20 protein-coding genes are annotated in these 19,819 nt (G+C 71.7%); 3 read left to right on the top strand and 17 right to left on the bottom strand.

Features of this window, described 5'->3' with window-relative positions:
• Positions 1–245: 245 nt before the first annotated feature.
• The 8 genes from BIU98_RS16925 to BIU98_RS16890 form a co-directional block, all read right to left on the bottom strand.
• Positions 246–1,970, bottom strand: coding sequence for an MDR family MFS transporter (locus BIU98_RS16925; RefSeq protein WP_071279109.1), 1,725 nt, complete (start codon positions 1,968–1,970; stop codon positions 246–248).
• Positions 1,967–2,608 (bottom strand): TetR/AcrR family transcriptional regulator, encoded by a 642-nt coding sequence (locus tag BIU98_RS19620; RefSeq protein WP_175481401.1) that lies wholly within the window; start codon positions 2,606–2,608, stop codon positions 1,967–1,969. Before BIU98_RS19620 ends, BIU98_RS16925 begins: the two co-directional genes overlap by 4 nt.
• A 49-nt stretch (positions 2,609–2,657) precedes the next feature.
• On the bottom strand, positions 2,658–3,140 hold the full coding sequence (locus BIU98_RS16915; protein ID WP_217635714.1) for a GNAT family N-acetyltransferase: 483 nt from the start codon (positions 3,138–3,140) through the stop codon (positions 2,658–2,660).
• A gap of 94 nt (positions 3,141–3,234) precedes the next feature.
• The gene (locus BIU98_RS16910; RefSeq protein WP_071279103.1) at positions 3,235–3,912 is read right to left on the bottom strand and encodes an HAD family hydrolase; all 678 of its coding nucleotides are present in this window, start codon (positions 3,910–3,912) and stop codon (positions 3,235–3,237) included.
• 129 nt (positions 3,913–4,041) lie between these two features.
• Positions 4,042–4,614: a DUF3618 domain-containing protein gene (locus tag BIU98_RS16905; protein WP_071279101.1), complete on the bottom strand. Its 573-nt coding sequence runs from the start codon at positions 4,612–4,614 to the stop codon at positions 4,042–4,044.
• Entirely contained in the window at positions 4,611–5,054 is a 444-nt protein-coding gene (locus tag BIU98_RS16900; RefSeq protein ID WP_071279099.1) for a phage holin family protein, read from the bottom strand. Before BIU98_RS16900 ends, BIU98_RS16905 begins: the two co-directional genes overlap by 4 nt.
• Positions 5,051–5,911, bottom strand: a complete 861-nt coding sequence (locus tag BIU98_RS16895; RefSeq protein WP_071279097.1) for a hypothetical protein — start codon at positions 5,909–5,911, stop codon at positions 5,051–5,053. Before BIU98_RS16895 ends, BIU98_RS16900 begins: the two co-directional genes overlap by 4 nt.
• A gap of 241 nt (positions 5,912–6,152) precedes the next feature.
• Complete coding sequence (locus BIU98_RS16890; RefSeq protein WP_139200799.1) at positions 6,153–6,761, bottom strand: helix-turn-helix transcriptional regulator; 609 nt, start codon at positions 6,759–6,761, stop codon at positions 6,153–6,155.
• A gap of 67 nt (positions 6,762–6,828) precedes the next feature.
• On the opposite strand from BIU98_RS16890, the gene BIU98_RS16885 reads away from it, so the two are divergent.
• Positions 6,829–7,803: an NAD(P)/FAD-dependent oxidoreductase gene (locus BIU98_RS16885; protein WP_071279093.1), complete on the top strand. Its 975-nt coding sequence runs from the start codon at positions 6,829–6,831 to the stop codon at positions 7,801–7,803.
• Between the two features lie 207 nt (positions 7,804–8,010).
• On the opposite strand, the gene BIU98_RS16880 is transcribed toward BIU98_RS16885, so the two are convergent.
• From BIU98_RS16880 to BIU98_RS16865, 4 genes are all read right to left on the bottom strand, one after another.
• Positions 8,011–8,688 carry a pentapeptide repeat-containing protein gene (locus BIU98_RS16880; RefSeq protein WP_071279091.1) on the bottom strand — a complete coding sequence of 226 codons (678 nt, stop codon included), beginning with the start codon at positions 8,686–8,688 and terminating at the stop codon, positions 8,011–8,013.
• An 80-nt stretch (positions 8,689–8,768) separates the two neighbouring features.
• On the bottom strand, positions 8,769–9,797 hold the full coding sequence (locus tag BIU98_RS16875; RefSeq protein WP_071279089.1) for an NAD-dependent epimerase/dehydratase family protein: 1,029 nt from the start codon (positions 9,795–9,797) through the stop codon (positions 8,769–8,771).
• The gene (locus tag BIU98_RS16870; protein WP_071279087.1) at positions 9,794–10,987 is read right to left on the bottom strand and encodes a zinc-dependent alcohol dehydrogenase; all 1,194 of its coding nucleotides are present in this window, start codon (positions 10,985–10,987) and stop codon (positions 9,794–9,796) included. Before BIU98_RS16870 ends, BIU98_RS16875 begins: the two co-directional genes overlap by 4 nt.
• Positions 10,988–11,127: 140 nt before the next feature.
• Positions 11,128–12,051 carry an aminoglycoside phosphotransferase family protein gene (locus tag BIU98_RS16865; RefSeq protein ID WP_139200798.1) on the bottom strand — a complete coding sequence of 308 codons (924 nt, stop codon included), beginning with the start codon at positions 12,049–12,051 and terminating at the stop codon, positions 11,128–11,130.
• 45 nt (positions 12,052–12,096) lie between these two features.
• Here BIU98_RS16865 and BIU98_RS16860 point away from each other — a divergent pair, with 45 nt between their 5' ends.
• Positions 12,097–12,462, top strand: a complete 366-nt coding sequence (locus BIU98_RS16860) for a nuclear transport factor 2 family protein (protein WP_071279085.1) — start codon at positions 12,097–12,099, stop codon at positions 12,460–12,462.
• 40 nt (positions 12,463–12,502) lie between these two features.
• Here BIU98_RS16860 and BIU98_RS16855 read toward each other — a convergent pair whose 3' ends face one another.
• The 3 genes from BIU98_RS16855 to BIU98_RS16845 all read right to left on the bottom strand — a co-directional run bounded on the left by BIU98_RS16855 (position 12,503) and on the right by BIU98_RS16845 (position 15,316).
• Positions 12,503–13,141 (bottom strand): DNA alkylation repair protein, encoded by a 639-nt coding sequence (locus BIU98_RS16855; RefSeq protein ID WP_071279083.1) that lies wholly within the window; start codon positions 13,139–13,141, stop codon positions 12,503–12,505.
• 41 nt (positions 13,142–13,182) lie between these two features.
• Positions 13,183–14,280 (bottom strand): type I restriction endonuclease, encoded by a 1,098-nt coding sequence (locus tag BIU98_RS16850; RefSeq protein WP_071279081.1) that lies wholly within the window; start codon positions 14,278–14,280, stop codon positions 13,183–13,185.
• Positions 14,281–14,596: 316 nt separating this feature from the next.
• On the bottom strand, positions 14,597–15,316 hold the full coding sequence (locus BIU98_RS16845) for an NYN domain-containing protein (protein WP_175481400.1): 720 nt from the start codon (positions 15,314–15,316) through the stop codon (positions 14,597–14,599).
• Between the two features lie 229 nt (positions 15,317–15,545).
• Between BIU98_RS16845 and BIU98_RS16840 the strand changes: the two genes are divergently transcribed.
• The gene (locus BIU98_RS16840) at positions 15,546–17,372 is read left to right on the top strand and encodes a gamma-glutamyltransferase family protein (protein ID WP_175481407.1); all 1,827 of its coding nucleotides are present in this window, start codon (positions 15,546–15,548) and stop codon (positions 17,370–17,372) included.
• A 36-nt stretch (positions 17,373–17,408) separates the two neighbouring features.
• Here the strand turns inward: BIU98_RS16840 and BIU98_RS16835 are convergent, their stop codons facing one another.
• Both BIU98_RS16835 and BIU98_RS16825 read right to left on the bottom strand, forming a co-directional pair.
• Entirely contained in the window at positions 17,409–18,587 is a 1,179-nt protein-coding gene (locus BIU98_RS16835; RefSeq protein ID WP_083393338.1) for a peptidoglycan DD-metalloendopeptidase family protein, read from the bottom strand.
• A gap of 167 nt (positions 18,588–18,754) precedes the next feature.
• Complete coding sequence (locus BIU98_RS16825) at positions 18,755–19,798, bottom strand: NAD(P)-dependent alcohol dehydrogenase (protein WP_071279071.1); 1,044 nt, start codon at positions 19,796–19,798, stop codon at positions 18,755–18,757.
• Positions 19,799–19,819 lie beyond the last annotated feature (21 nt).

Raw genomic sequence — 19,819 nt, 5'->3', positions numbered from 1 at the left:
CCTCGACGATGTCGCGCGTCCGCAGAGCACCGCCGCGCGTCGACCCCCGCGACAACACCGTTGTCGTACGACCTCGAGGTTGTCGTTCCAAGTCGGGTAGGTGGGCAGGTGGGCAGGTGGGGCAGGTGGGGCAGGTGGGCAGGTCGGCAGGTCGGCAGGCGGGGACACACAGCAGGCAGCGCGGGTCCGCGACGCGCACCGACGACGGACGGGAGGCCCGGTGCCAGCTGGCACCGGGCCTCCCGTCAGAGCGTGGTCGCGACTACTTCGTCGTGCCGGGTCGTCGAGACCGGCTCCGGGTCGGCGGACACCGACGCGGGCGCCGCTCCCGCGCCTGCGCCGGCCCGGCGCGACCGCTCGAGCTCGTCGGCCTCGGTGCCGCCGACGGCCTCGCCACGGGCGACCATGCCGGCCACGTCCGCGAGCTGCATCTGCGGGATGAACAGCGCGAGCACGAACGCCACGGCGATGAAGGGCAGCAGGTACCAGAACACCGGCGACAGGGAGTCGGCGTACGCGTTCACGATGCCGTCCTGCACGGCCTGGGGCAGCTTCGCGAGCTGCGTCGGGTCGATGCTCGCGCTCGCGGAGGCCGCGTCCGACGCGCTGCCACCGGCGCCACGGAAGACGTCGGTCAGCGAGTCGGTCAGGCGTGAGGTGAAGAGTGCGCCGAACACGGCGACGCCGAGGGAGGCCCCGACCTCGCGGAAGTAGTTGTTCGTCGAGGTGGCGGTCCCGACTTGCTCCGGCGGGACGGCGTTCTGCGCCACGAGGACCACGACCTGCATGATGAGGCCGAGCCCGGCGCCGAACACGAAGAGGTAGACGCAGATCAGCCAGATCGGGGTGCTCGCGGCGAGGGTCGTCATGCCGAGCATCGCGATGCCGACCACGATCGTGCCGATGACCGGGAACGCGCGGTACCGGCCGGTCTTCGTGATGAGCGTGCCCGAGACGATCGACGTGCCGATCAGGCCGACCATCATCGGCAGCATCAGCAGGCCGGAGACCGCAGCCGAGGTGCCGGACGCCATCTGCAGGAAGGTCGGGACGAAGCCGATCGCGGCGAACATGCCGAGGCCGAGCACGAAGCCGATCGCCGTCGCGGTGACGAAGGTGCGGTTGCGGAAGAACGAGAGCGGGATGATCGGGTCCTGCGCCCGCGACTCGACGTACACGAACGACGCTGCGGCGACGAGGAAGCCCGCGCCCCACGCCCAGGTCTCGGGTGCACCCCAGCCGTGCTGGCGGTTGCCGCCGAACTCGGTGAAGAAGACCAGGCAGGCCGTGGTGGCCGACAGCAGCGCGACCCCGAGGACGTCGATCCGCTTGGTGGCCTTCTTGCTCGGCAGCGTCAGGGCGAACCACGCGACGGCGAACGCCGCGATGCCGACGGGGATGTTGATCCAGAACGCCCAGTGCCAGGTCATGTGGTCGACGAAGAACCCGCCGAGCAGGGGACCGCCGACGGCGGAGAGCCCGAAGATCGCGCCGAGCGGGCCGAGGTACTTGCCGCGCTGCGAGGCGGGGACGATGTCCGCGATGATCGCCTGCGACAGGATCATGAGACCGCCACCGCCGAGGCCCTGGAGCGCGCGGAACACCACGAACTGCCAGAAGTCGGTCGACATCGCGCACCCGAGGGACGCCAGCGTGAACAGGGCGATCGCCACGAGGAACAGGTTGCGCCGGCCGATGAGGTCACCGAACTTGCCGTAGATCGGCATCACGATGGTCGACGCGAGCAGGTACCCGGTCGTGATCCAGGCCTGGTGCGCCACACCACCGAGGTCACCCACGATCGTCGGCATCGCGGTGGACACGATGGTCTGGTCGAGGCTCGACAGCAGCATGCCCGCGATGAGCGCGGAGAAGATGATCCAGATCCGCCGCTGTGTCAGCAGGAGCGGACCGTCGCCGCCCCCGGTGCCGGGACGGGTGCGCTTCGTGCGCGAGGCGGTGGTGCTCATGGGGTGTTCTCCTGGTCGACGGACACGGTCGGTCCGGTGGTGATGGCCGCTCGCATGAGGCGGAGGTTGGCGGTGAGCAACGCGTCGAAGGTCGGGCCGGTCGACTCGTCGAAGTCGTCGTCGAAGTAGTGCTCGGCGGTGACCCGGAGCAGGCCGGCGGCGGACTCGGTGACGAGCCGGGCGCGGGGGTCGTCCGGCACGGTCCAGCCGAAGCGCTCCCGCACGGCGGCGGTGACCTTCGCGAGCTGGACGTCCGTGGCCGACATGAACCGTGCCACCAGGGCCGGCTCGCGGTCGAAGACCTTGCGCACCAGGACCTCGTCCGCGCGGTTCAGACCGACGATCCGCACCTGCTCGATCGCCAGCGCGACGATCGAGGAGAGCGGGTCGAGCGACATCGGAACGGCCTGCCCCCTGGCGTACGCCGTCAGCGTCTCGACGTCGGCGTTCAGCTCGATGCCGAGGACGACGTCCTCTTTCGAGGCGAAGTGGTTGAAGAACGTCCGACGGGACACCCCGACCGACTCGCACAGCTGCTCGATCGTGAACCCCGTGAGCCCGTGCTCGACGGTCGCCCGACGGGCCTCGACGACCATGCGTCGACGAAGCACGCGGGTGCGCTCAGCGGTGTTCACCACGCAAGAATTGCACTCAGGAGCAGAAAGTGCAATTCAGGATCGGAGCGGCCTACAGCGCCTTGTCGAAGCAGAACGACCACGGCATCGTCGCGAGGTACGGCTCGTAGACGGGGATCGCTCGCCAGCCGGTCTTCTCGTACAACGCGACGGCGTCGGGCTGCCGGTCGCCCGTCTGCAGGATCAACCGCTCGGCCCCCTGCTCGCGGCCGATCTGCTCGCACTCGTCGAGCAGCTTCGTCGCCGCGCCCTTGCCACGCGCCGAGGACAGCACGATCAGGCGCTTCAGCTCGACCTCGTCACGGAGCCGGCGGATCGCGATGTGGCCGACGGCTTCACCGGACTCGTCGATCGCGAGCACCGAACAGATCACCGACGACGGGTCCACCGACAGGGCACGGTCCCGCTCGGCCGTGACGGCGGGGTCCTCGTCCGCGTTGGCCGAGCCGTACCGCTCGTGCATCTCCTCGTCCATGCGGGCACGGAGGGTGACGGCGCGGGGGTCGTCCCAGAGGACGCGTTCGATCGTGATCACGATCGACCATCTTTCCACGCGGGTCCGACACCGGTCGCCGCCACCCGACGACGAGCCACGGACGACCGAAGCACCACCCGACCCCGCCCGGCGCTCACCGCCCGAGCGCGCCGATCGGCCCGTCGTCGATGTCGGCCAGCACCGCAGCCGCGTCGTCGTACACGGCAGCAGCCCCGGCGTTCCGCAGCTCGTCGCCGCCGACGCCACCCGTCATCACGGAGATGCAGACCACTCCGACCTTCACCGAGGTCTCCACGTCCCACATCGCGTCGCCGATCATCACGGCGTTCCCCGGCTCGACGCCCGCACGGTCGAGCGCGACCTGCACGATGTCGGGAGCGGGCTTGGCCTCCTCGACGTCCTCGCCGCTCGTCACGACGCTGATCCACTGCTCGGCGTCGAGCAGTTCGCGCAGCCGGACGAGCTCGTTCTCGGGGGCACTCGTCGCGAGCACGACCGCGTGGCCGCGGGACGCCACGGCCTCGAGCAGCTCACGCGCACCCGGCAGCAGCCGCAGGCGCGGCATGTGCTCGGCGAAGTAGGCGGCCTGGTACTGCTTCGCGGTGTCGCGGTCCTCGTCGGACATGTCCGGCACGAGCTCGTCGAGCAGGCGGGAGGCGTCCATCCCGATCAGCCGGTGGATGCGCCAGGCGTCGACCGACTGCCCGGTCACCCGGAAGGCACGCCACCAGGCATCGACGTGCGCGTAGTTGGAGTCGACGAGCGTGCCGTCGATGTCGAACAGGACTGCGGTCGAGGGAGCATCGGTCATCCCTCCAGCGAACTCCCGGCGACGTCACCGACAACCCAGTGAGCCGCATGACGCGACGCTCGACCACACGACGGACGGGAGGCACGGTGCCAGCTGGCACCGTGCCTCCCGTCGATCTGCGGCTGGGTCTCAGGCCCCGCGCACGTCCTGTGCGGACGACTGCGCGTTGTCCTTGACGTCGGACGCGGCGCCCTGCGCCTCGTCCTTCACCGTCTGGGCCGCGTCCTGCGCGGTGCCCTTCAGGTCCTGCGCGTGCTCCTTGGCGGAGCCGCCGAGCTGCGAGCCGACGTCCTTCGCGGTCTCCTTGACCTGGTCGACGAGGGGCGCTGCGCGGTCCTTGAGTTCACCGGCCAGCTCCTCCTCCTTCGCCGAGGTCGGGATGAGCGACGACGCGAGCCACCCGGCACCGAAGGCGATGAGCCCCACGGCGAGCGGGTTGCCCTTGGCCTTCTCGACACCGCGCTGGGCGGCGTCCTTGGCCTGGTCGGTCGCACCGGAGGCGGAGCCCGAGGCGCTGGAGCGAGCCGAGTCGGCTGCGCCCATGACGGAGTCGCGGACGCCCTGGAAGCGGCTCTTGACCTTCTCGGTCTGACGGTGTGCGATCGATGACGGGCTCACCTTGTCGGCGAGGGCGTCCACGTCGGACCCGAGGGTCCCCCGTGTCTGCTCGATCTCTGCGCGGATCTCGTCTGGCGTGCTCATGCGTTCCTCCCGGAGTTGGGCTTCAGTGCGTCGGGGATCTCCTTGGCCGTCTCCACGGTCTGGGGAGCGCCCTTGATCTGCTTCATCTGCTTGCGTCCCTGCAGCGCGAGGATGCCAGCGACGATCGCGTAGACGACCGCGATCACGACTGCCGACCACGCGTTCCCGATGAGGTAGCCGAGACCCCACCAGGCGGCGATCGACAGGAACAACAGGGCGAACAGCGCGGTCAGGCCGGCGCCGCCGAACATGCCGGCACCCTTGCCCGCCTTCTTCGCGGACTCGGTGAGCTCGGCCTTGGCCAGCGCCACCTCTTGCCGGAAGAGGCTGGAGATGTCGCGGGAGACGTCGGTGAGGAGCTCGCCGAGCGGTGTGGTCGCGGCGCGCTCCTCGGGCGTCGGTTCGCCGAGCCCGGGGGCGCCGGGGACGGAGGAACTCATACGCCGGTCCCCGTCCCGGTGGTGCCGGTGCCGGTGGTGCCAGGCGTGTGGGTCGTGCCGGTGCCCGTCGTGCCGGTGCCCGTGGCGTCGGCTTCCTTCTCGTGCTTGACCTCGGTCGTGATCGCCTTGGTCAGGCGCCCGGCGAGGATGCCCGCGCCGGCGGCCAGCGCGATGAACGCACCGGGACGCTTGGCGGCGAAGGACTTGACCTCGTCGAGGAGGGAGCCCGGGTCGCGGTTCTCGAGGAACCCGGCGGCCGAGGTCGCCCGGCCCGACAGGTCGCGGACGACGCGCGAGGCGACACCCTGCTCCTCGTCGTTCTCCGCCATGCGGCCGAGCTGCTCGCCGAGGCTCTTCAGCCCGCTGGCGGCACGCTGCTGCTGCTCGCCGGCCTGCTGCTTGAGGTTCTCGGACGCCTGGCCGTAGAGCTGCTTGGCGTGGTCGGTCGCCTCGGAGGCCACGTTGGCGGCCTGCTCCTTGGCGGTGCCGGCGACGTTCGCGGCCTTCTCCTTGGCGTCACCGGCGACGTCCTGCGCTGCGCCCTTGGCCGCGTCGGCCTTGGCCTTCGCGTCGGCCTTCGCGTCGGAGCCACCGGAGGACGAGCCGGCACCGGGGGCACCAGCGCCGCCGAGACCGGCGGCCGACGGGGTCGCGGGGAGCTGCTCGCTCGCGGGGACCGCCGCGGAGGGCGAGTCGTCGCCCAGTCCGAGGAGGTCGGCGTCGCGGCCGTCCTCGAGCGGGGTGGTGTCCGCCCAGGCGGGCACGGTCACACCGGGGTGGATCTCGTGCCCGTCGGCAGCAGCCGTGCGGTCGTGGATCGGGGTCCCGGAGTCGTTCCCGGGTGGGTTCGTGGTCATGATGAGCCTTCCGGTCGTCCGCCGCGGGCACTGCACCAGCGGCGTGCGTCACAAGGTGGTCGCCGGGTGCTGCTCACGGGCACAGGAACGCCACGGAACCGCGTCGAGCGGATGACCGGCCCGTTCTCGTGCGAGGTTGACCACCCCGTGCCGGGCCACGCGCCCGCACGGTGTGCGCGACCTCGCACCGGCCGGGACAGCACGCACCGTGCGAAGCCGGCGTCGGCCCATCGGCCCGTGCTCAGGACGCGGGACGGGACCGCACGTGGGCGCGCTCGCCCTGCGGCCCGTACAGGCACAGCACCTCGGTGACCTGGTCCGTGACGTTGCCGATCCAGTGCGGGGTGTGCGTGTCGAACTCGGCGACCTCGCCCGGCCCGAGGTCGAGGTCGTGCTCCCCGAGCAGCAGTCGCAGCCGCCCGGACAGCACGTAGAGCCACTCGTAGCCCTCGTGCGTCCGGAGCGAGGGCTCCCCGCCCGGCGAGTTCGGTGGGAACAGCTGCTTGAACGAGCGCACGCCCCCGGTCCGCCGGGTCAGCGGCACCACCACCCGGTCGCCGTGCTGCTCGGGCTTCAGGTGCACCCGCGGGTCCCCGGTCTGCGGCGCTCCGACGAGGTCGTCGAGGGGCACCTGGTACGCCTGCGCGAGCGGCAGCAGGAGCTCCAGCGTCGGCTTCCGCTGCCCGGACTCCAGCCGCGAGAGCGTGCTGACCGAGATGCCCGTCCGCTCCGCCAGCGCCGCGAGCGTGACGTCCTGTCGCTGCCGCAGCGTGCGCAGGCGCGGGCCGACCCCGTCGACGACCTGCGCCGTCGTCCGGGGCGTGCTCCGAGCCTCCTGGTCGTGTCCCATGGCGACCATGTTGCCAGAGCAGCAACGAACCTTGCCAGTGCGGCGACGCGGGCCGCACCATGGGCGCATGCCAAGCACCCACGACGTCATCGTCATCGGCGGCGGAGCCGCCGGCCTCGCCGCAGCACTCATCCTCGGCCGGTCCCGCCGGTCCGTCCTGGTCGTCGACGCGGGCGCGCCCCGGAACGCGCGCGCCGAGGGCGTCCACAACTACCTCGGGCAGGAGGGCACGGCACCCTCCGACCTGCTCCACACCGGTCGCGACGAGGTCGCCCGGTACGGCGTCACCGTCACGGCCGGGAGGCTCGTGGCCGCGACCGCCGGACCTGTCGCGGACGGCGACCCGGTCGGCTTCACCGCCACCCTCGACTCGGGCGAGCAGGTGTCGGCCCGGCGCATGGTCGTCGCCTCCGGCGCCGTGGACGTCCTGCCGGACGTGCCCGGGCTCGCGGAGCAGTGGGGCCGAGGCGTGGTGCACTGCCCGTTCTGCCACGGGTGGGAGATCCGCGACCGGCGGATCGGCGTGCTCGTCGGGACCCCGTTCGGCGCCCACCACGCGCTGATGTTCCGGGCACTGAGCGACGACGTCACGGCGTTCGTCGTCGACCCCGCCTTCGCTGACGACACCGCCCGAGCGGGTTTCGCGGCCCGTGGGATCAGGGTGGTCGATGCTCGCGTGGCCCGGGTGCTCGAAGCCGATGGTCGGTTGTCGGGCGTCGAGCTCGACGACGGCTCCGTGGTGGAGCTCGACGCCCTGGCGACGGCGAGCACGGCAGAGGCGCGGGTCGACGGGCTCGAGGGCCTTGGGCTCGTCGCCGTCGACCAGTTCATGGGCGACCACCGCATCGCCAGCGCCGTCACGGTCGGGCCGACGGGGGCGACCGACGTCCCCGGGGTGTGGGCCGCCGGCAACGTCGCGTCGCCGATGGCCACCGTCATCGCGTCCGCGGCAGCCGGCACGATGGCGGGTGCTGCCGTGCACGGGGACCTCGTGCAGGCGGACCTGGCTGCGGCGCTGGCGCTGGTCGACGCCGCGCGGTAGTCCCGCCGTGGTGCGGCGCGGTGCGGCCGGCCGTGGTGCGGCTGGCCCCGGTGCGGCGCGGTGCGGCTGGCCCCGGTGCGAGGTTGGCCACCCCGTGCGGGCTTGTCGGGCCGCACGGGGTGTGCAACCTCGCACGGGCCGGAGCGGCTCGCACCGTGCGGCGCCGGGAGCTGGCGCACGGGCCGGAGCAGCTCGCACGGTGCGAGCTCAGGCCACGCGGTACCCCGCCTGCGCGGCCAGCAGCGGCGCGAGCACGTACAGCTGGTCGGCGCCGATCGTCGCACCGCGGAAGCCCTCGAGCCGCTCGACCCGGTCGAGGTCGGCGCCGCGCAGGTCCACGTGTTCGACGCGGGTGTTCGAGCCCTCGGCAGCGCGGATGCGGGTGCCCTCGAAGGACACGCGCAGCAGTCGGGCGTCGGCGATGTCGAGCTCGTCGATGACGCAGTCGCGGAACACGACGTCGGTGACCGTGGCGCCGCGGAGGTTCACGAACCCGAGCTTCATGCCGACGAACTCGACGCCGTTCAGCCCCGAGTCGTAGAGCTCGGCAGACCCGATCCGGCCGCCGGCGACGCGGACCTCGCGCCAGGAGCTGCTCGACGCCCGGAGCACCGGGGCGTCGAGGGCCTCGATGACGGTGTCGCGCACGCGGAGCCCGCGCAGGTCGGCGTCGTCGGCGTGCAGGACGTCGACGACGCACTCCTCGAGCTCCAGGTCCGGCAGCCGCTCCCCCGCCAGGTCGAGCGACGCGATACGCCGGCCGTCGATGCGGTCGCCGGTGAGCACGTCGCCCGGGGCGGGCGCCCAGTCGGTGAGGTCGGAGGGGGCGGTCAGCGTGATGCGCGGAGCGTCGGTGCCGGAGGACTTCGCGGAGGATCGGGCCATACGCCCAGTCTGCCGCCCACGACCGACGACACCCGCGGCGGCGGGCACCACCCGGCTACCCCGGCGCGCCCGCTACCCGGCTACCCGCTGAGGGGACCCGACCCGGGGACGTTCGTCTCGGTCGCGAACCCGGCCACCAGGTCACGGAGGGCATCCGTGGCGGTGTGGCGAGCCTCCCACCCGAGTTCCGTGCGCGCACGCTCAGTCGACATGACCGGCACCGACGCCGCGATGTCGATCCAGCCGGCATCCGTCGGCTGGAGCCGCAGGCGCCAGGTCAGGGTGACGATCCCGCGGAGCAGGCCGAGCGGGATGCGGACGGCACCGCGCATCCGCAGGACCCGCGCAATGCGGGGCGGCGTGAGCACCGGCTCGGCGGCGATGTTGAACGCGCCGCCCGCTCGACGGTCGATCGTGCGCCAGTAGGCGTCGGCGACGTCGTCCGCATGCACGGCCTGGAACACGAACGGGTACGGCAGGGGCAGCACGGCCCACTGGATCCACCGGACGGCCCGCATCGGGACCAGGTGGCCGAGGAACAGGCCGCGGATCTCGGCGGCGGCTGCTCGCTGGAAGATCAGCCCGGGGCGCAGACGGGTGAGGACGACCTCGGGGTGCGCGGCCGCGAACGCGTCCATCGCCCGCTCGTTCTCCGCCTTGTGGATGGCGTACGTGGCGGTCGGGATGCCGTCGGTCGGGAAGGACTCGTCGACGCGGTGGCGCTTGCCCTCGACGTCGACGCCGCGGTAGGCACCGACCGACGAGGCGACGACGACCTGCGGCACCTCGGCGCGAGCGACCGCCTCGAGCACGTTCGCCGTGCCCACGACGTTCGTCCGGTACTGCGTGGGGATGTCGTGGGTCGGCTGCAGGGCCCACGCCAGGTTCACCACGGCGTCCGCGCCCCGGAACACGGCGACCAGCTGGTCGACCGCGTCCGGAGCCCCGACGTCGACGGCGTGCCAGACGGCGTCGCCGTACGGCGCGGTGTGCAGGTCGGGCAGGCGTCGGGCGACCCCGACGACCTGGACGTCCGACTCCGCCGACAGGCGACGGAGCACGGCGGTCCCGACGTTGCCCGTCGCGCCGACGACGACGACGCGGGTCACGCCGCGGCCATGGCGGGGTCGAGGACGACCTTCACGCAGTTGTCCTGCTTCTTCTGGAAGACCTCGTACATGTGCGGCGCGTCCTCGAGGGACACCCGGTGCGACGTCAGGTCGAGCGTGCCGAGCGGGTCCGACGGGTCGGAGACGAGCGGCATGATGTCGTCGATCCAGCGCTTCACGTTGCACTGGCCCTCGCGGATGGTGATCTGCTTGTCGAACAGCGTCATCATCGGCATCGGGTCGGCCATGCCGCCGTAGACGCCGCTCAGCGAGACGGTGCCGCCGCGACGGACCAGGTCGATCGCAGTGTGCACGGCATCGAGCCGGTCGACTCCGGCGGTCTCGATGGCCTTTTGTGCGAGCTTGTCGGGCAGCAGGCCGGCGGCGCGCTGGGCGAACCCGGCGACGGGGTTGCCGTGCGCCTCCATGCCGACCCCGTCCACGACGGCGTCCGGGCCGCGGCCCTCGGTCAGGTCGACGAGCTCGGAGACCAGGTCCTTCGACATGTCGAACGTCTCGATGCCGTACTTCGCCGCGAGGTCACGACGGACCTGCTCCGGCTCGACGGCGAGCACGCGGTAGCCCAGGTGCTTGCCGATGCGGGCGGCGAACTGCCCGACCGGGCCGAGGCCGAGCACCGCGAGCGTGCCGCCCTCGGGCACGTCGGCGTACTGCACGGCCTGCCAGGCGGTCGGCAGGATGTCGCTCATGAAGAGCCAGCGGTCGTCGGGGGTGCCGTCGTCCGGGATCACGATGGGGCCGTAGTCGGCGTGCGGCACGCGGAGGTACTCGGCCTGGCCACCGGGGACCTGGCCGTACATCTTCGTGTACCCGAAGAGCGCGGCACCGCTGCCGTACTCCGTGACCTGGGTGGTCTCGCACTGCGACTGCAGCCCGCGCTTGCACATGTAGCAGTGCCCGCAGGAGATGTTGAAGGGGACGACGACGCGGTCGCCGACCTTGAGGTTCGTGACGGCGGAGCCGACCTCCTCGACGATGCCCATCGGCTCGTGGCCGAGGACGTCGCCCTTGTCGATGTACGGGCCGAGCACGCGGTACAGGTGCAGGTCGGAGCCGCAGATCGCCGTGGAGGTGATCCGCACGATGGCGTCGGTCGGCTCCTGGATGGTGGGGTCGGGAACGGTCTCGACGGACACCTTCTCGGTGCCCTGCCAGGTCAGTGCGCGCATGAGCGCTCCTCTCGTCGCGGGGTCGAGCCGGCCGGGTGGGTCGGCTCACGTCCCCCTCCTGGGTACCCGCCCGACCCGTGGTGCCCTCCCAGCCCCAGAGCAGACTGGAGGCTCGTGGCGGCGCCGCCACGAGCCTCCAGTCAGACCACCGGGTCGGCGAGCGTGGCGGCCAGGACCGCCTTCCATGTCGCGGCGTCCCCGGGGCCGGCGCTGCCGGCCAGCATGATGAGCGCCTTCCACAGGGACCACCCGCGGCCGCGCGCCCACGTGTCGGCGTCGAGCCGGACGGCGTCGCGGAACACCCGGCGGCCCGTGTGGTCGAGGAACGTCCACGCCAGCACCAGGTCGCACGCCGGGTCGCCGACACCGCACGTGCCGAAGTCGAGGAGTGCCGAGAGCCGCCCGCCATCGTCGACCAGCAGGTTCGTCGCCGCGACGTCGCCGTGGAACCAGACGCCCGGGCCCGGCCAGCTCGACGCGCACGCCGCCTCCCAGACCCGACGGCACGCCTGCTGGTCGACCGTGTCGCCGAGGACCGTGAGGGTGCGCTCGACCTCGTGCCCGTACACGGAGGGGTGGGCACCGCGGTCGAACGAGTGCGGGCCCGGTGCGGGGCCGTCCCCCGGCGGGACCGACCGGAGCTGCCGGAGTGCGCCTCCGACCTCCGCCGCGAGCTCGGACCGGTCGACGTCGGCGCTCGTGGCGACGGTCCCGGCGAGCCACCGCCGGACGGACCACGGGAACGGGTAGCCGCTGCCCGGACGACCGAGCGCGACCGGTTCCGGCACCGCGACGTCGAGCAGCGGCGCGAGGTACGGCAGGACCCGCTGCTCCTTCTCGACCGCGGGGACGTAGGCGGCGGCGCTCGGCAGCCGGACGCTCAGGTCGTCGCCGAGCCGGTACGTGCGGTTGTCCCAGCCCTGCACGTCGACCTCGCGGACAGGCAGCCCCGACCACGCGGGGAACTGCTCCGCGACGAGGCGCTCGACGAGGGCGGCGTCGATCAGCGGCCGGTCGGGCACGTCGGGTACGTCGGGTACGTCTGGCACGTCGGTGTGCTGCATGACGTCATCCTCCTCGTCGACACCGGCTGCGCCTAGGCTCCGAGCATGTCGACCCCCGATGAGCTCCTCACCGCGAACCTGCACGACGTCTTCGGCAACCGGGACGCCACCGCCCGTCGAGCCGCGATCGAGCGCACCTACGCGCCCGACGTCGTCTTCACCGACCCGGAGGGCTCCGTCACCGGCTGGGACGCGCTCGAGGCCAAGGCCGCAGGGCTCCTCGACCCGACGCCCGGCGCGTTCCAGTTCGCGGAGGAGGGCCGCCGCTACGTCTCCGCCACCCACGGCGCGCTGTCCTGGGGGTTCGGTCCCGTCGGCGACCCGGTCGCACGCGGCATCGACGTCATCGAGGTCCGCGACGGCGTGATCACAACGCTGACGACGATCCTCGCCGAGGGTCAGGCGGCGTAGCAGGTTCGTCGCCGAGGGCCAGCAGGCGCCGGAACGGCGCTCAGCTCGCGCGGCCCTCGCGCAGCCGGTCACGGACGGCCGGCGGCAGGTGTTCGGTCGCCGTGTCCAGAGCGCCTCGGGTCAGGAAGCGACCCTGCTGCTCGAGGAACGCCACGAGCGCCGGCTCCGACGCCCGCTTGCCGACCTCGCGGAGCACCCAGCCGAGGGCGCTCTGCACGGTGTCGCCGCGTTCGCGGACCACCCGCCCGGCGATCGCGAGCGGCACCTCGGCATCGCCCTGCTTGACGAACGCCAGGGTCGCCACGACCGCGATCCGTCGCACCCAGGCCACGTCGGACTTCACGAGCGCGAACAGCGGCCCCGTCGAGCCGCCGACCATCGGCGCACCGACGAGCTCCTCGGCGGCGATGTCGACCAGGTCAGCGTTGTCCAGCCGTTCCGCCCGTGCCGCCGCGAGGTACTCGTCCGTCAGCTCCGGGTCCGGCCGCTCCCGCATCGCCTGCACGAGCAGCACCACCGCGAGCAGCCGCCCGCCAGGGTCTTCGCTCCACAGCAGCGCCGAGCGTTCGCCCTCGTCGAGGTCCGCGAAGCGTCGGGCCACGCGGCGCGCAGCGGCGACGTCCCCCTCGGTGCGCGCGAAGGCGACCAGGACGTCCTCGGCGGTGGGGCGGGAGGTCATCGTGTCGAGCTTACGGTCGGCGCCGAGACGCCGTCTTCACCTCAGGCGACGTAGCGGGCGACGGCGCCGCGGATTGCCTCCGCGTGCTCGTAGATGCCGTCCAGGGACTCGATCGCGTGCTTTGTCTCGACCTTGTCGTCGTCGAAGAGCCCGAGGTACTTCTGCTTCTTGCCGTTGAACCACAGGCGCGCGATGGGCTTGCGGTTGTTGTCGTCGAGCAGGACGGCGAAGTACGACTTCTGGTCGCGGTGGGCGATGCGCTCGGGCTTCACCTCGCTGCAGGCGATCGCCTTCACGATCTGGTAGCCCTCGAGCTCCTCGAGCGTGGTCTCGATCTCGGTGTCACGGGCAAGGTCGTCCTCGGCCGCGGCTTCACTCGTGATCGGCTCAGCGATGGGAGCGGTCTGGATCGGAGCGGAGTAGGAAGCACCCAGCGCGGTCTTCAAGCGGTCGTTGACCTGTTCGTTGAGGTACTGCTTGGACGCCTTGGCCACCAGGGTCGTGAACTGCGTCTTCACTTCCTGCGTGAAGCGCCCCTCGTAGACGCGAGCGGTGAAGAGCTTGACGAACGCCTCGTCGGGCTCGCGGAACTGCGTCGCGATCTCCCGCTTGATGGCGCCGACGTACTTCAGTTCCTCAGCGGCGCTGATGATGGAGTCGAGGTCGAAGACGTCCTTCGTCAGCTTCCGGAGCTCCGGCAGCAGCGTCTCGTCGATGTCGCTCAGGTCCAGTACGAGGAACGGGCGGTCGTCCATCTTGTTCGGGGCGTCGAGGTCCGTGTAGAAGTTGTAGACCTCTCCGTTGGTCAGGACCGCGATCCGCGCGTTCGTGACGGAGAAGTACCGGAACAGCTGCGACGCGTGCTCGATCTTGAGCGGCTCCGTCGACTTCTTGCACTCGATGAGGATCTGCACTTCACCGTCGCGCATGATGGCGTAGTCGACCTTCTCGCCGCGCTTCACCCCGACGTCGGCGGTGAACTCGGGTACGACTTCGAGCGGGTTGAAGACGTCGTAGCCCAGGATCGTCGAGATGAAGGGCATGACGAACGCGTTCTTCGTCGCCTCTTCGGTCTGGATCGCCTCGCGCTGGTTCTGCACCTTGACAGCGAGTGCTGCCAGTCGTTCCTCGAAGTCCACGGTTCTTCTCCCCTGATCACTGCGACCGTAGTTGACAGACAATCACGAGATGAGACCACGCCTGTCCCCAATCCGCGGGACAACAACGGAGACGACCGGTGACGTATCAGTTGCTCACGTCGTGATCGCTCAGGAGGCTCGACGTCGGAACCCGGGGTGCCCCGTAGTGGCTAACCGGTGCGGGGCCCTTCCTCTCGAGGAAGGGCCCCTGTACTTTCCCGAGATTTCGCGAGGCAATGGCTGCGCGGTGACATGTCAGTTGACCGGTTCCGCTTGATGCGCTACTGTCGAACCACCCCCCGGGGTGCCCTGGTGGCTAACCGGCGCGAAGCCCCTCTCCTCGGAGAGGGGCTTCTGTACGTCTCCACTTCGCCGGGCACGAGAACCCACCGGCGCCGTCAGCCAGACGCCGCGGGAACTGGCTGGCGACGACCACTCCAGGTCGGAGGTGACGGACGTGCTCCGGTCGGAGGTCGAGCAGGCTCCGAGCCGCCGGAGCGCTCGTCGGGACGATCAACCCGATCTCCGCACCAGCCCGCTCCCGGACCAGCCGCAGCGCGTCCACGAAGTCCGAGTCATTCGACAGCAGGAAGTACACGTCGGCGATGCCGTCCATGGCATCACAGACCATGTGCGCCGCGAGGCTCACGTCCGTCCCCTTCTCCTCGATCTTGCGCACGCGGACTCGTCGAGGCTCGCCCGCCTCGTCGAACTCGAGCGGTGACACGGCCATCCAGCGCTTGTCCGCGCGGAACGTGCCGAAGTGCAACGACACCGTCTGCAAGGTGCCGAGTGCCCGGAGGTAGGCCTCCTGGTTCTGCGGGGCTCGCGGGTCCTTCCCCTCGACGTGGCGCACCCGCGCCGTGAAGTACCGGATCTGCCGCACGTCGAACGTCGGGAGCAGTCGTCGGCAGAGCTGTTCGAGGTCGAGCCACTTGCGGTCGTCACGGCCCTGCAACGCCCGACGGAACAGGTTGAACCCGTCGACGTACACGACCGCGGTCGGACGCGGCCGTGACGGCGGGAGGCAGGGCATCCCGCCATGCTCGGACCCCGGCAAGCCGATGAGCCGACCGACTGCCGAGCTGTGGAGAGCGCCGACCGTCCACAGTGCGATGCCGTGCACGCGGGTGCGACGACCGGCCGTGGTTGTATGCAAGGAGCCCCGCCCCCGAGCACCAGGAAGCAGCGTCATGAGCCACAACCCCGCGTTCGTCGCACCGAGCGCCGACACGACCCGGCCGGACCTGCTGGGCACGTTCGGCATGGCCGCCTCGACGCACTGGATCGCGACCGCCACCGCGCAGTCCGTCCTCGAGCGCGGCGGCAACGCCTTCGACGCGGCCGTTGCCGGCGCCTTCGTCCTGCACGTCGTCGAACCGCACCTGAACGGCCCCGGCGGCGACATGACGGCGATCTTCGCCACCGCTGACGACCCCACGCCGACCGTGCTGATGGGCCAGGGTCCGGCCCCCGCCCGCGCCACGCCCGAGCACTTCCGCGCTGAGGGCCTCGACCTGGTCCCGGGTGCCGGCGCCCTCGCCGCTGCCGTCCCCGGCGCGGTCGACGCCTGGCTCCTGCTGCTCCGCGACCACGGCACGTGGGAGCTCGCCGACGTCCTCGCGCCCGCCGTCGGCTACGCCCGCGACGGCCACCCGGTCGCGCCGCGCGTGGCCGCCACGATCGCGACCGTCCAGAGCCTGTTCCGCGACCACTGGCCGTCCTCCGCGGACCGCTGGATGCCAGGAGGCTCGGCACCGGCACCCGGGGACATCATCCGCAACGAGACCTGGGCTGTCGTGCTCGACCGACTGGTCGACGCCGGCGCAGCTCTGGATGCCGCAGACAGCGACGGTCGCGTCGCCCGCATCGACGCGGCTCGCGACGCCTGGGCGAACGGCTTCGTCGCCGAGGCGGTCGACCGCTTCGTCCGGACCCCGCACCGCCACGCCTCGGGCACCGACCACGCCGGGGTCATCCGCGCCGACGACCTCGCCGCGTTCCGGGCCTCGTACGAACCAGCGACGACGGCCGAGTTCCGCGGCTGCACGATCGCGAAGACCGGGCCGTGGGGGCAGGGGCCGGCCCTGCTGCAGACGCTGCGGCTGCTCGACCCGCTCGACGACGCCCTGCTCGACCCGTCGACCGTCGCCGGTGCGCACACCGTCGTCGAGGCCCAGAAGCTCGCGCTCGCTGACCGCGAGGTCCACTACGGCGATGGCGACGTCCCGATGGACGAGCTGCTCTCCGACGCCTACTCGGACCGCCGCCGGTCCCTGATCGGTGAGCGCGCATCGCACGAGCTCCGCCCGGGGTCGGTGACGACGCCGGCCGGCGCGCTCCCGCCGCTCCGTGAGACCTACACGCCCAGTGGCGAGCCGGTGGCCGGCGTCGGCGAGCCCACCGTGCCCGGTGCCCGCGGCGACGCGGTCGCGGTCCCCGTGGAGGACGACCCTGTCCACGAGGACCGGGGCGAACCGATCGTGATGGAGACCGGCGAGACGCGCGGTGACACCAGCCACATCGACGTCGTCGACCGCTGGGGCAACATCGTCAGCGCGACACCGTCCGGCGGGTGGCTGCAGTCGTCGCCGACGATCCCGGAGCTCGGGTTCTGCCTCGGCACCCGCCTGCAGATGACCTGGCTCGAGGAGGGCACCGCGACGACGCTGCGGCCCGGTGCCCGACCGCGGACGACGCTCACGCCGACCCTGGTGCTCCGCGACGGCACACCGGTGATGGCGATGGGCTCGCCCGGCGGGGACCAGCAGGACCAGTGGCAGCTGCTGTTCCTGCTCCGCACCATCGTCGGCGGGTACTCCCCGCAGCAGGCGATCGACGCCCCGGCGCTGCACACGACGTCGTTCCCGGGGTCGTTCTGGCCACGCACCTGGACGCCGGGCGGCCTGGTCGTCGAGGACCGTCTCGGCGACGACGTCATCGCCGGGCTCGAAGCCCTCGGCCACGTCGTCACCCGCGCCGGCGACTGGTCGCTCGGCCGGCTGTCGTGCGTCACGCGTGACCCGGCCACCGGCCTGCTGGGCGCCGCCGCCAACTCACGAGGAGCCCAGGGCCACGCGACCGGACGCTGACCCGACACCTGGCGACGGGTCAGCGCGACCGGTGCGTCAGCGGAAGTGCAGCACCGTCAGCGGGTCCTGCAGCGCACCGTTGACCCGGGTCTCGACGTGCACGTGCGGCCCGGTCGACTGCCCCGTGTTGCCCGACTTGGCGATCTCCTTGCCGACGGAGACCATCTGCCCCTTCGTCACCTCGATCTCGCTGAGGTGGGCGGTGAGCACGGTGGTGAGCCCGTAGGTCACGACGACGTAGTTGCCGTAGCTGGCGTTGTCCCGGACGACGGTGGTGACGGTACCGCGACCGGACGAGTAGACCGGCGTGCCCGTGCCGACGCCGGCATCGGTGCCCTGGTGGTAGCGCGGGGTGTGTCCCGGACCACGGTCGTCGCCGTAGCGGCCGGTGATCCGCGTGCTCTTCACGGGCCAGCGCAGGCCGGTGACGGCACGGGTCGACCAGACACGGGTGTCGGCGCTGCCGTAGAGCACGACGTTCGAGTCGAGCTGCACGAGGAGCTGCGCACGGCCCTTGCCGCTGGTGTTCGAGGCCCAGAGGGCTCGGCGGCCGTCCGCGGAGTAGACGACGAAGTTGCCGTCGGGCTGCAGCGCCGCGTAGGCGCCCGGGTTGCCGAACGTCTGCGACGACCAGGTGGCCTTGCCGCTGACGTACTGCACCAGGTTGCCGTCGGTCTGCATCGTGAAGGAGCGTGCGGCAGCAGCGTTCGACCGGAGCACCGTGCCGGGGGCGATCGCCGCGCCGGAGGAGATCCGGTCCTGGAACGTGGTGACGCGCCAGAGCAGGCCGTTGGACGTCGTGCGCATCCGGAGCTCACCGTCGGCCCGGACGCCGAAGTCCTTCGCGGCGCCGGCCTTGCCCCACTGCTTGATGATCGTGTTGCCGCGGTGCAGGACGAGCGCGCCGTCCTTGCCGACCGTGGCGACGGCGCCGGGCGAGGTCGCGGTGTTCGATGCCCACAGGACGACGTTGCCGATCCCGTACTCGACGAGGTTGCCGTCGCCCTGCATCACGAGCCGGAACTGGCCGTTCGCCGAGGTGACGGCGTCGTTCACCTGGATGGTGGTGCCGGCCTTCACGGTGCTCTTGTACGTCGTGGCACTGGCCGGAGCGGCGATCCCGACGATGCCCGCCATCACGACGGCCGTGGCCACCGTGATCGCCGCGAGCCTGGTCCTGGCGCCGGTCCTGGTCGTGGTGGTGCTGCTGCGCATGTCTCCCCTGTCGACGACCCACCGGGTGCGAGTCGAGCGCGACCCGCCCTGAGAGCCGCCGAACGATGGTCGCAAGGGCACGGCGAGAGGTACAGCCCCCAGGGCGGGGGCTGTCCCTCGTGCACGACACGTGCTGTCGTGCGCGCCGACGGGACGAGCGCGACGGCTCAGAGCGTGGGCACGACCACCGCTCGGCCGGACAGCTCCCCGGCCTCGAGCTTCCGGTAGGCCTCGAGCGCGTCGTCGAGGGAGTACCGCTCGACGTCCGGCGCGATCTGCCCCGCGCGGTACATCGCGACGACGTCGTGCAGGTCCTCGATCGTGCCCCAGTACGTGTTCGTGATGGTCGACTCGTACGGCGTCGAGAAGAAGTTCCACTCGGTGGTGCCGCCGGCGATCCCGACGACGGTGAACCGACCACCGACGGCCATGGACGCCTGGGCGAGCTTGACGGTCGGGGTCGCACCGACGAAGTCGAACGCCGCGTCGACGCCCTTCCCGCCGGTGATCTCGCGGATCCGGGCCGCCTGGTCCGGGCCGCCGGGAACGGTGACCGCGCCGCGCTCCGCTGCGCGGGCCATGGCGTCCTCCTTCATGTCCGTCGCGATGACGGTCGCGCCTGTCAGCGCCGTGAGGATCTGGACGGCGATCTGCCCGAGGCCGCCGAGTCCGACGACGAGCGCGTACTTCCCGCCGCCCGCCAGGTTCGGCAGCGAGTTCTTGATCGCGTGGTACGGCGTCAGGGCCGCGTCGCTCAGGGGTGCAGCGGCGATCGGGTCGGCGTCACCGAGCGGCACGAGGTTGCGCGCCGGCACGGTCACGTACTCCGCCATGCCGCCGTCCCGGCCGAGGCCGATGCCCATGTACGGGTTCGTCGCGGCGTTCTCGCAGTAGGTGTCCTGCCCCTTCGAGCAGTACCGGCAGTGCCCGCAGCCGACCGGGCCGTAGACCAGGTAGGCGTCGCCGACGTCGAACCCGGTCACGCCCTCGCCGAGGGACTCGACCCAGCCGGAGTTCTCGTGCCCGAGGGTGAACGCGGGGACCTGTGCGCCGGGCTGCCCCTCCTGGAACTCGCGGTACACGGCGACGTCGGAGTGGCAGGCGCCGGCCCCGGCGACCTTGAGGAGCACCTCCCCCGGGCCGGGCGTGGGCTTCGGGACGTCCGTGAGGGACGGGAAGGTCTGGTACTGCTCGAACACGACGGCACGCATGATCCCACGCTACACCTGTTG

The organism is Curtobacterium sp. MMLR14_010, assembly GCF_001865015.1.
GTDB lineage: Bacteria > Actinomycetota > Actinomycetes > Actinomycetales > Microbacteriaceae > Curtobacterium.
This window is presented reverse-complemented; position numbering and strand designations above follow the sequence as displayed.

Coding starts and splice junctions, on each gene's coding strand:
- BIU98_RS16925 (WP_071279109.1), bottom strand. CDS start 1,970: ATGAGCACCACCGCCTCGCGCACGAAGCGCACCCGTCCCGGCACCGGG.
- BIU98_RS16910 (WP_071279103.1), bottom strand. CDS start 3,912: ATGACCGATGCTCCCTCGACCGCAGTCCTGTTCGACATCGACGGCACG.
- BIU98_RS16905 (WP_071279101.1), bottom strand. CDS start 4,614: ATGAGCACGCCAGACGAGATCCGCGCAGAGATCGAGCAGACACGGGGG.
- BIU98_RS16900 (WP_071279099.1), bottom strand. CDS start 5,054: ATGAGTTCCTCCGTCCCCGGCGCCCCCGGGCTCGGCGAACCGACGCCC.
- BIU98_RS16895 (WP_071279097.1), bottom strand. CDS start 5,911: ATGACCACGAACCCACCCGGGAACGACTCCGGGACCCCGATCCACGAC.
- BIU98_RS16890 (WP_139200799.1), bottom strand. CDS start 6,761: ATGGGACACGACCAGGAGGCTCGGAGCACGCCCCGGACGACGGCGCAG.
- BIU98_RS16885 (WP_071279093.1), top strand. CDS start 6,829: ATGCCAAGCACCCACGACGTCATCGTCATCGGCGGCGGAGCCGCCGGC.
- BIU98_RS16880 (WP_071279091.1), bottom strand. CDS start 8,688: ATGGCCCGATCCTCCGCGAAGTCCTCCGGCACCGACGCTCCGCGCATC.
- BIU98_RS16870 (WP_071279087.1), bottom strand. CDS start 10,987: ATGCGCGCACTGACCTGGCAGGGCACCGAGAAGGTGTCCGTCGAGACC.
- BIU98_RS16865 (WP_139200798.1), bottom strand. CDS start 12,051: ATGCAGCACACCGACGTGCCAGACGTACCCGACGTACCCGACGTGCCC.
- BIU98_RS16860 (WP_071279085.1), top strand. CDS start 12,097: ATGTCGACCCCCGATGAGCTCCTCACCGCGAACCTGCACGACGTCTTC.
- BIU98_RS16855 (WP_071279083.1), bottom strand. CDS start 13,141: ATGACCTCCCGCCCCACCGCCGAGGACGTCCTGGTCGCCTTCGCGCGC.
- BIU98_RS16845 (WP_175481400.1), bottom strand. CDS start 15,316: ATGCCCTGCCTCCCGCCGTCACGGCCGCGTCCGACCGCGGTCGTGTAC.
- BIU98_RS16840 (WP_175481407.1), top strand. CDS start 15,546: ATGGCCGCCTCGACGCACTGGATCGCGACCGCCACCGCGCAGTCCGTC.
- BIU98_RS16835 (WP_083393338.1), bottom strand. CDS start 18,587: ATGCGCAGCAGCACCACCACGACCAGGACCGGCGCCAGGACCAGGCTC.
- BIU98_RS16825 (WP_071279071.1), bottom strand. CDS start 19,798: ATGCGTGCCGTCGTGTTCGAGCAGTACCAGACCTTCCCGTCCCTCACG.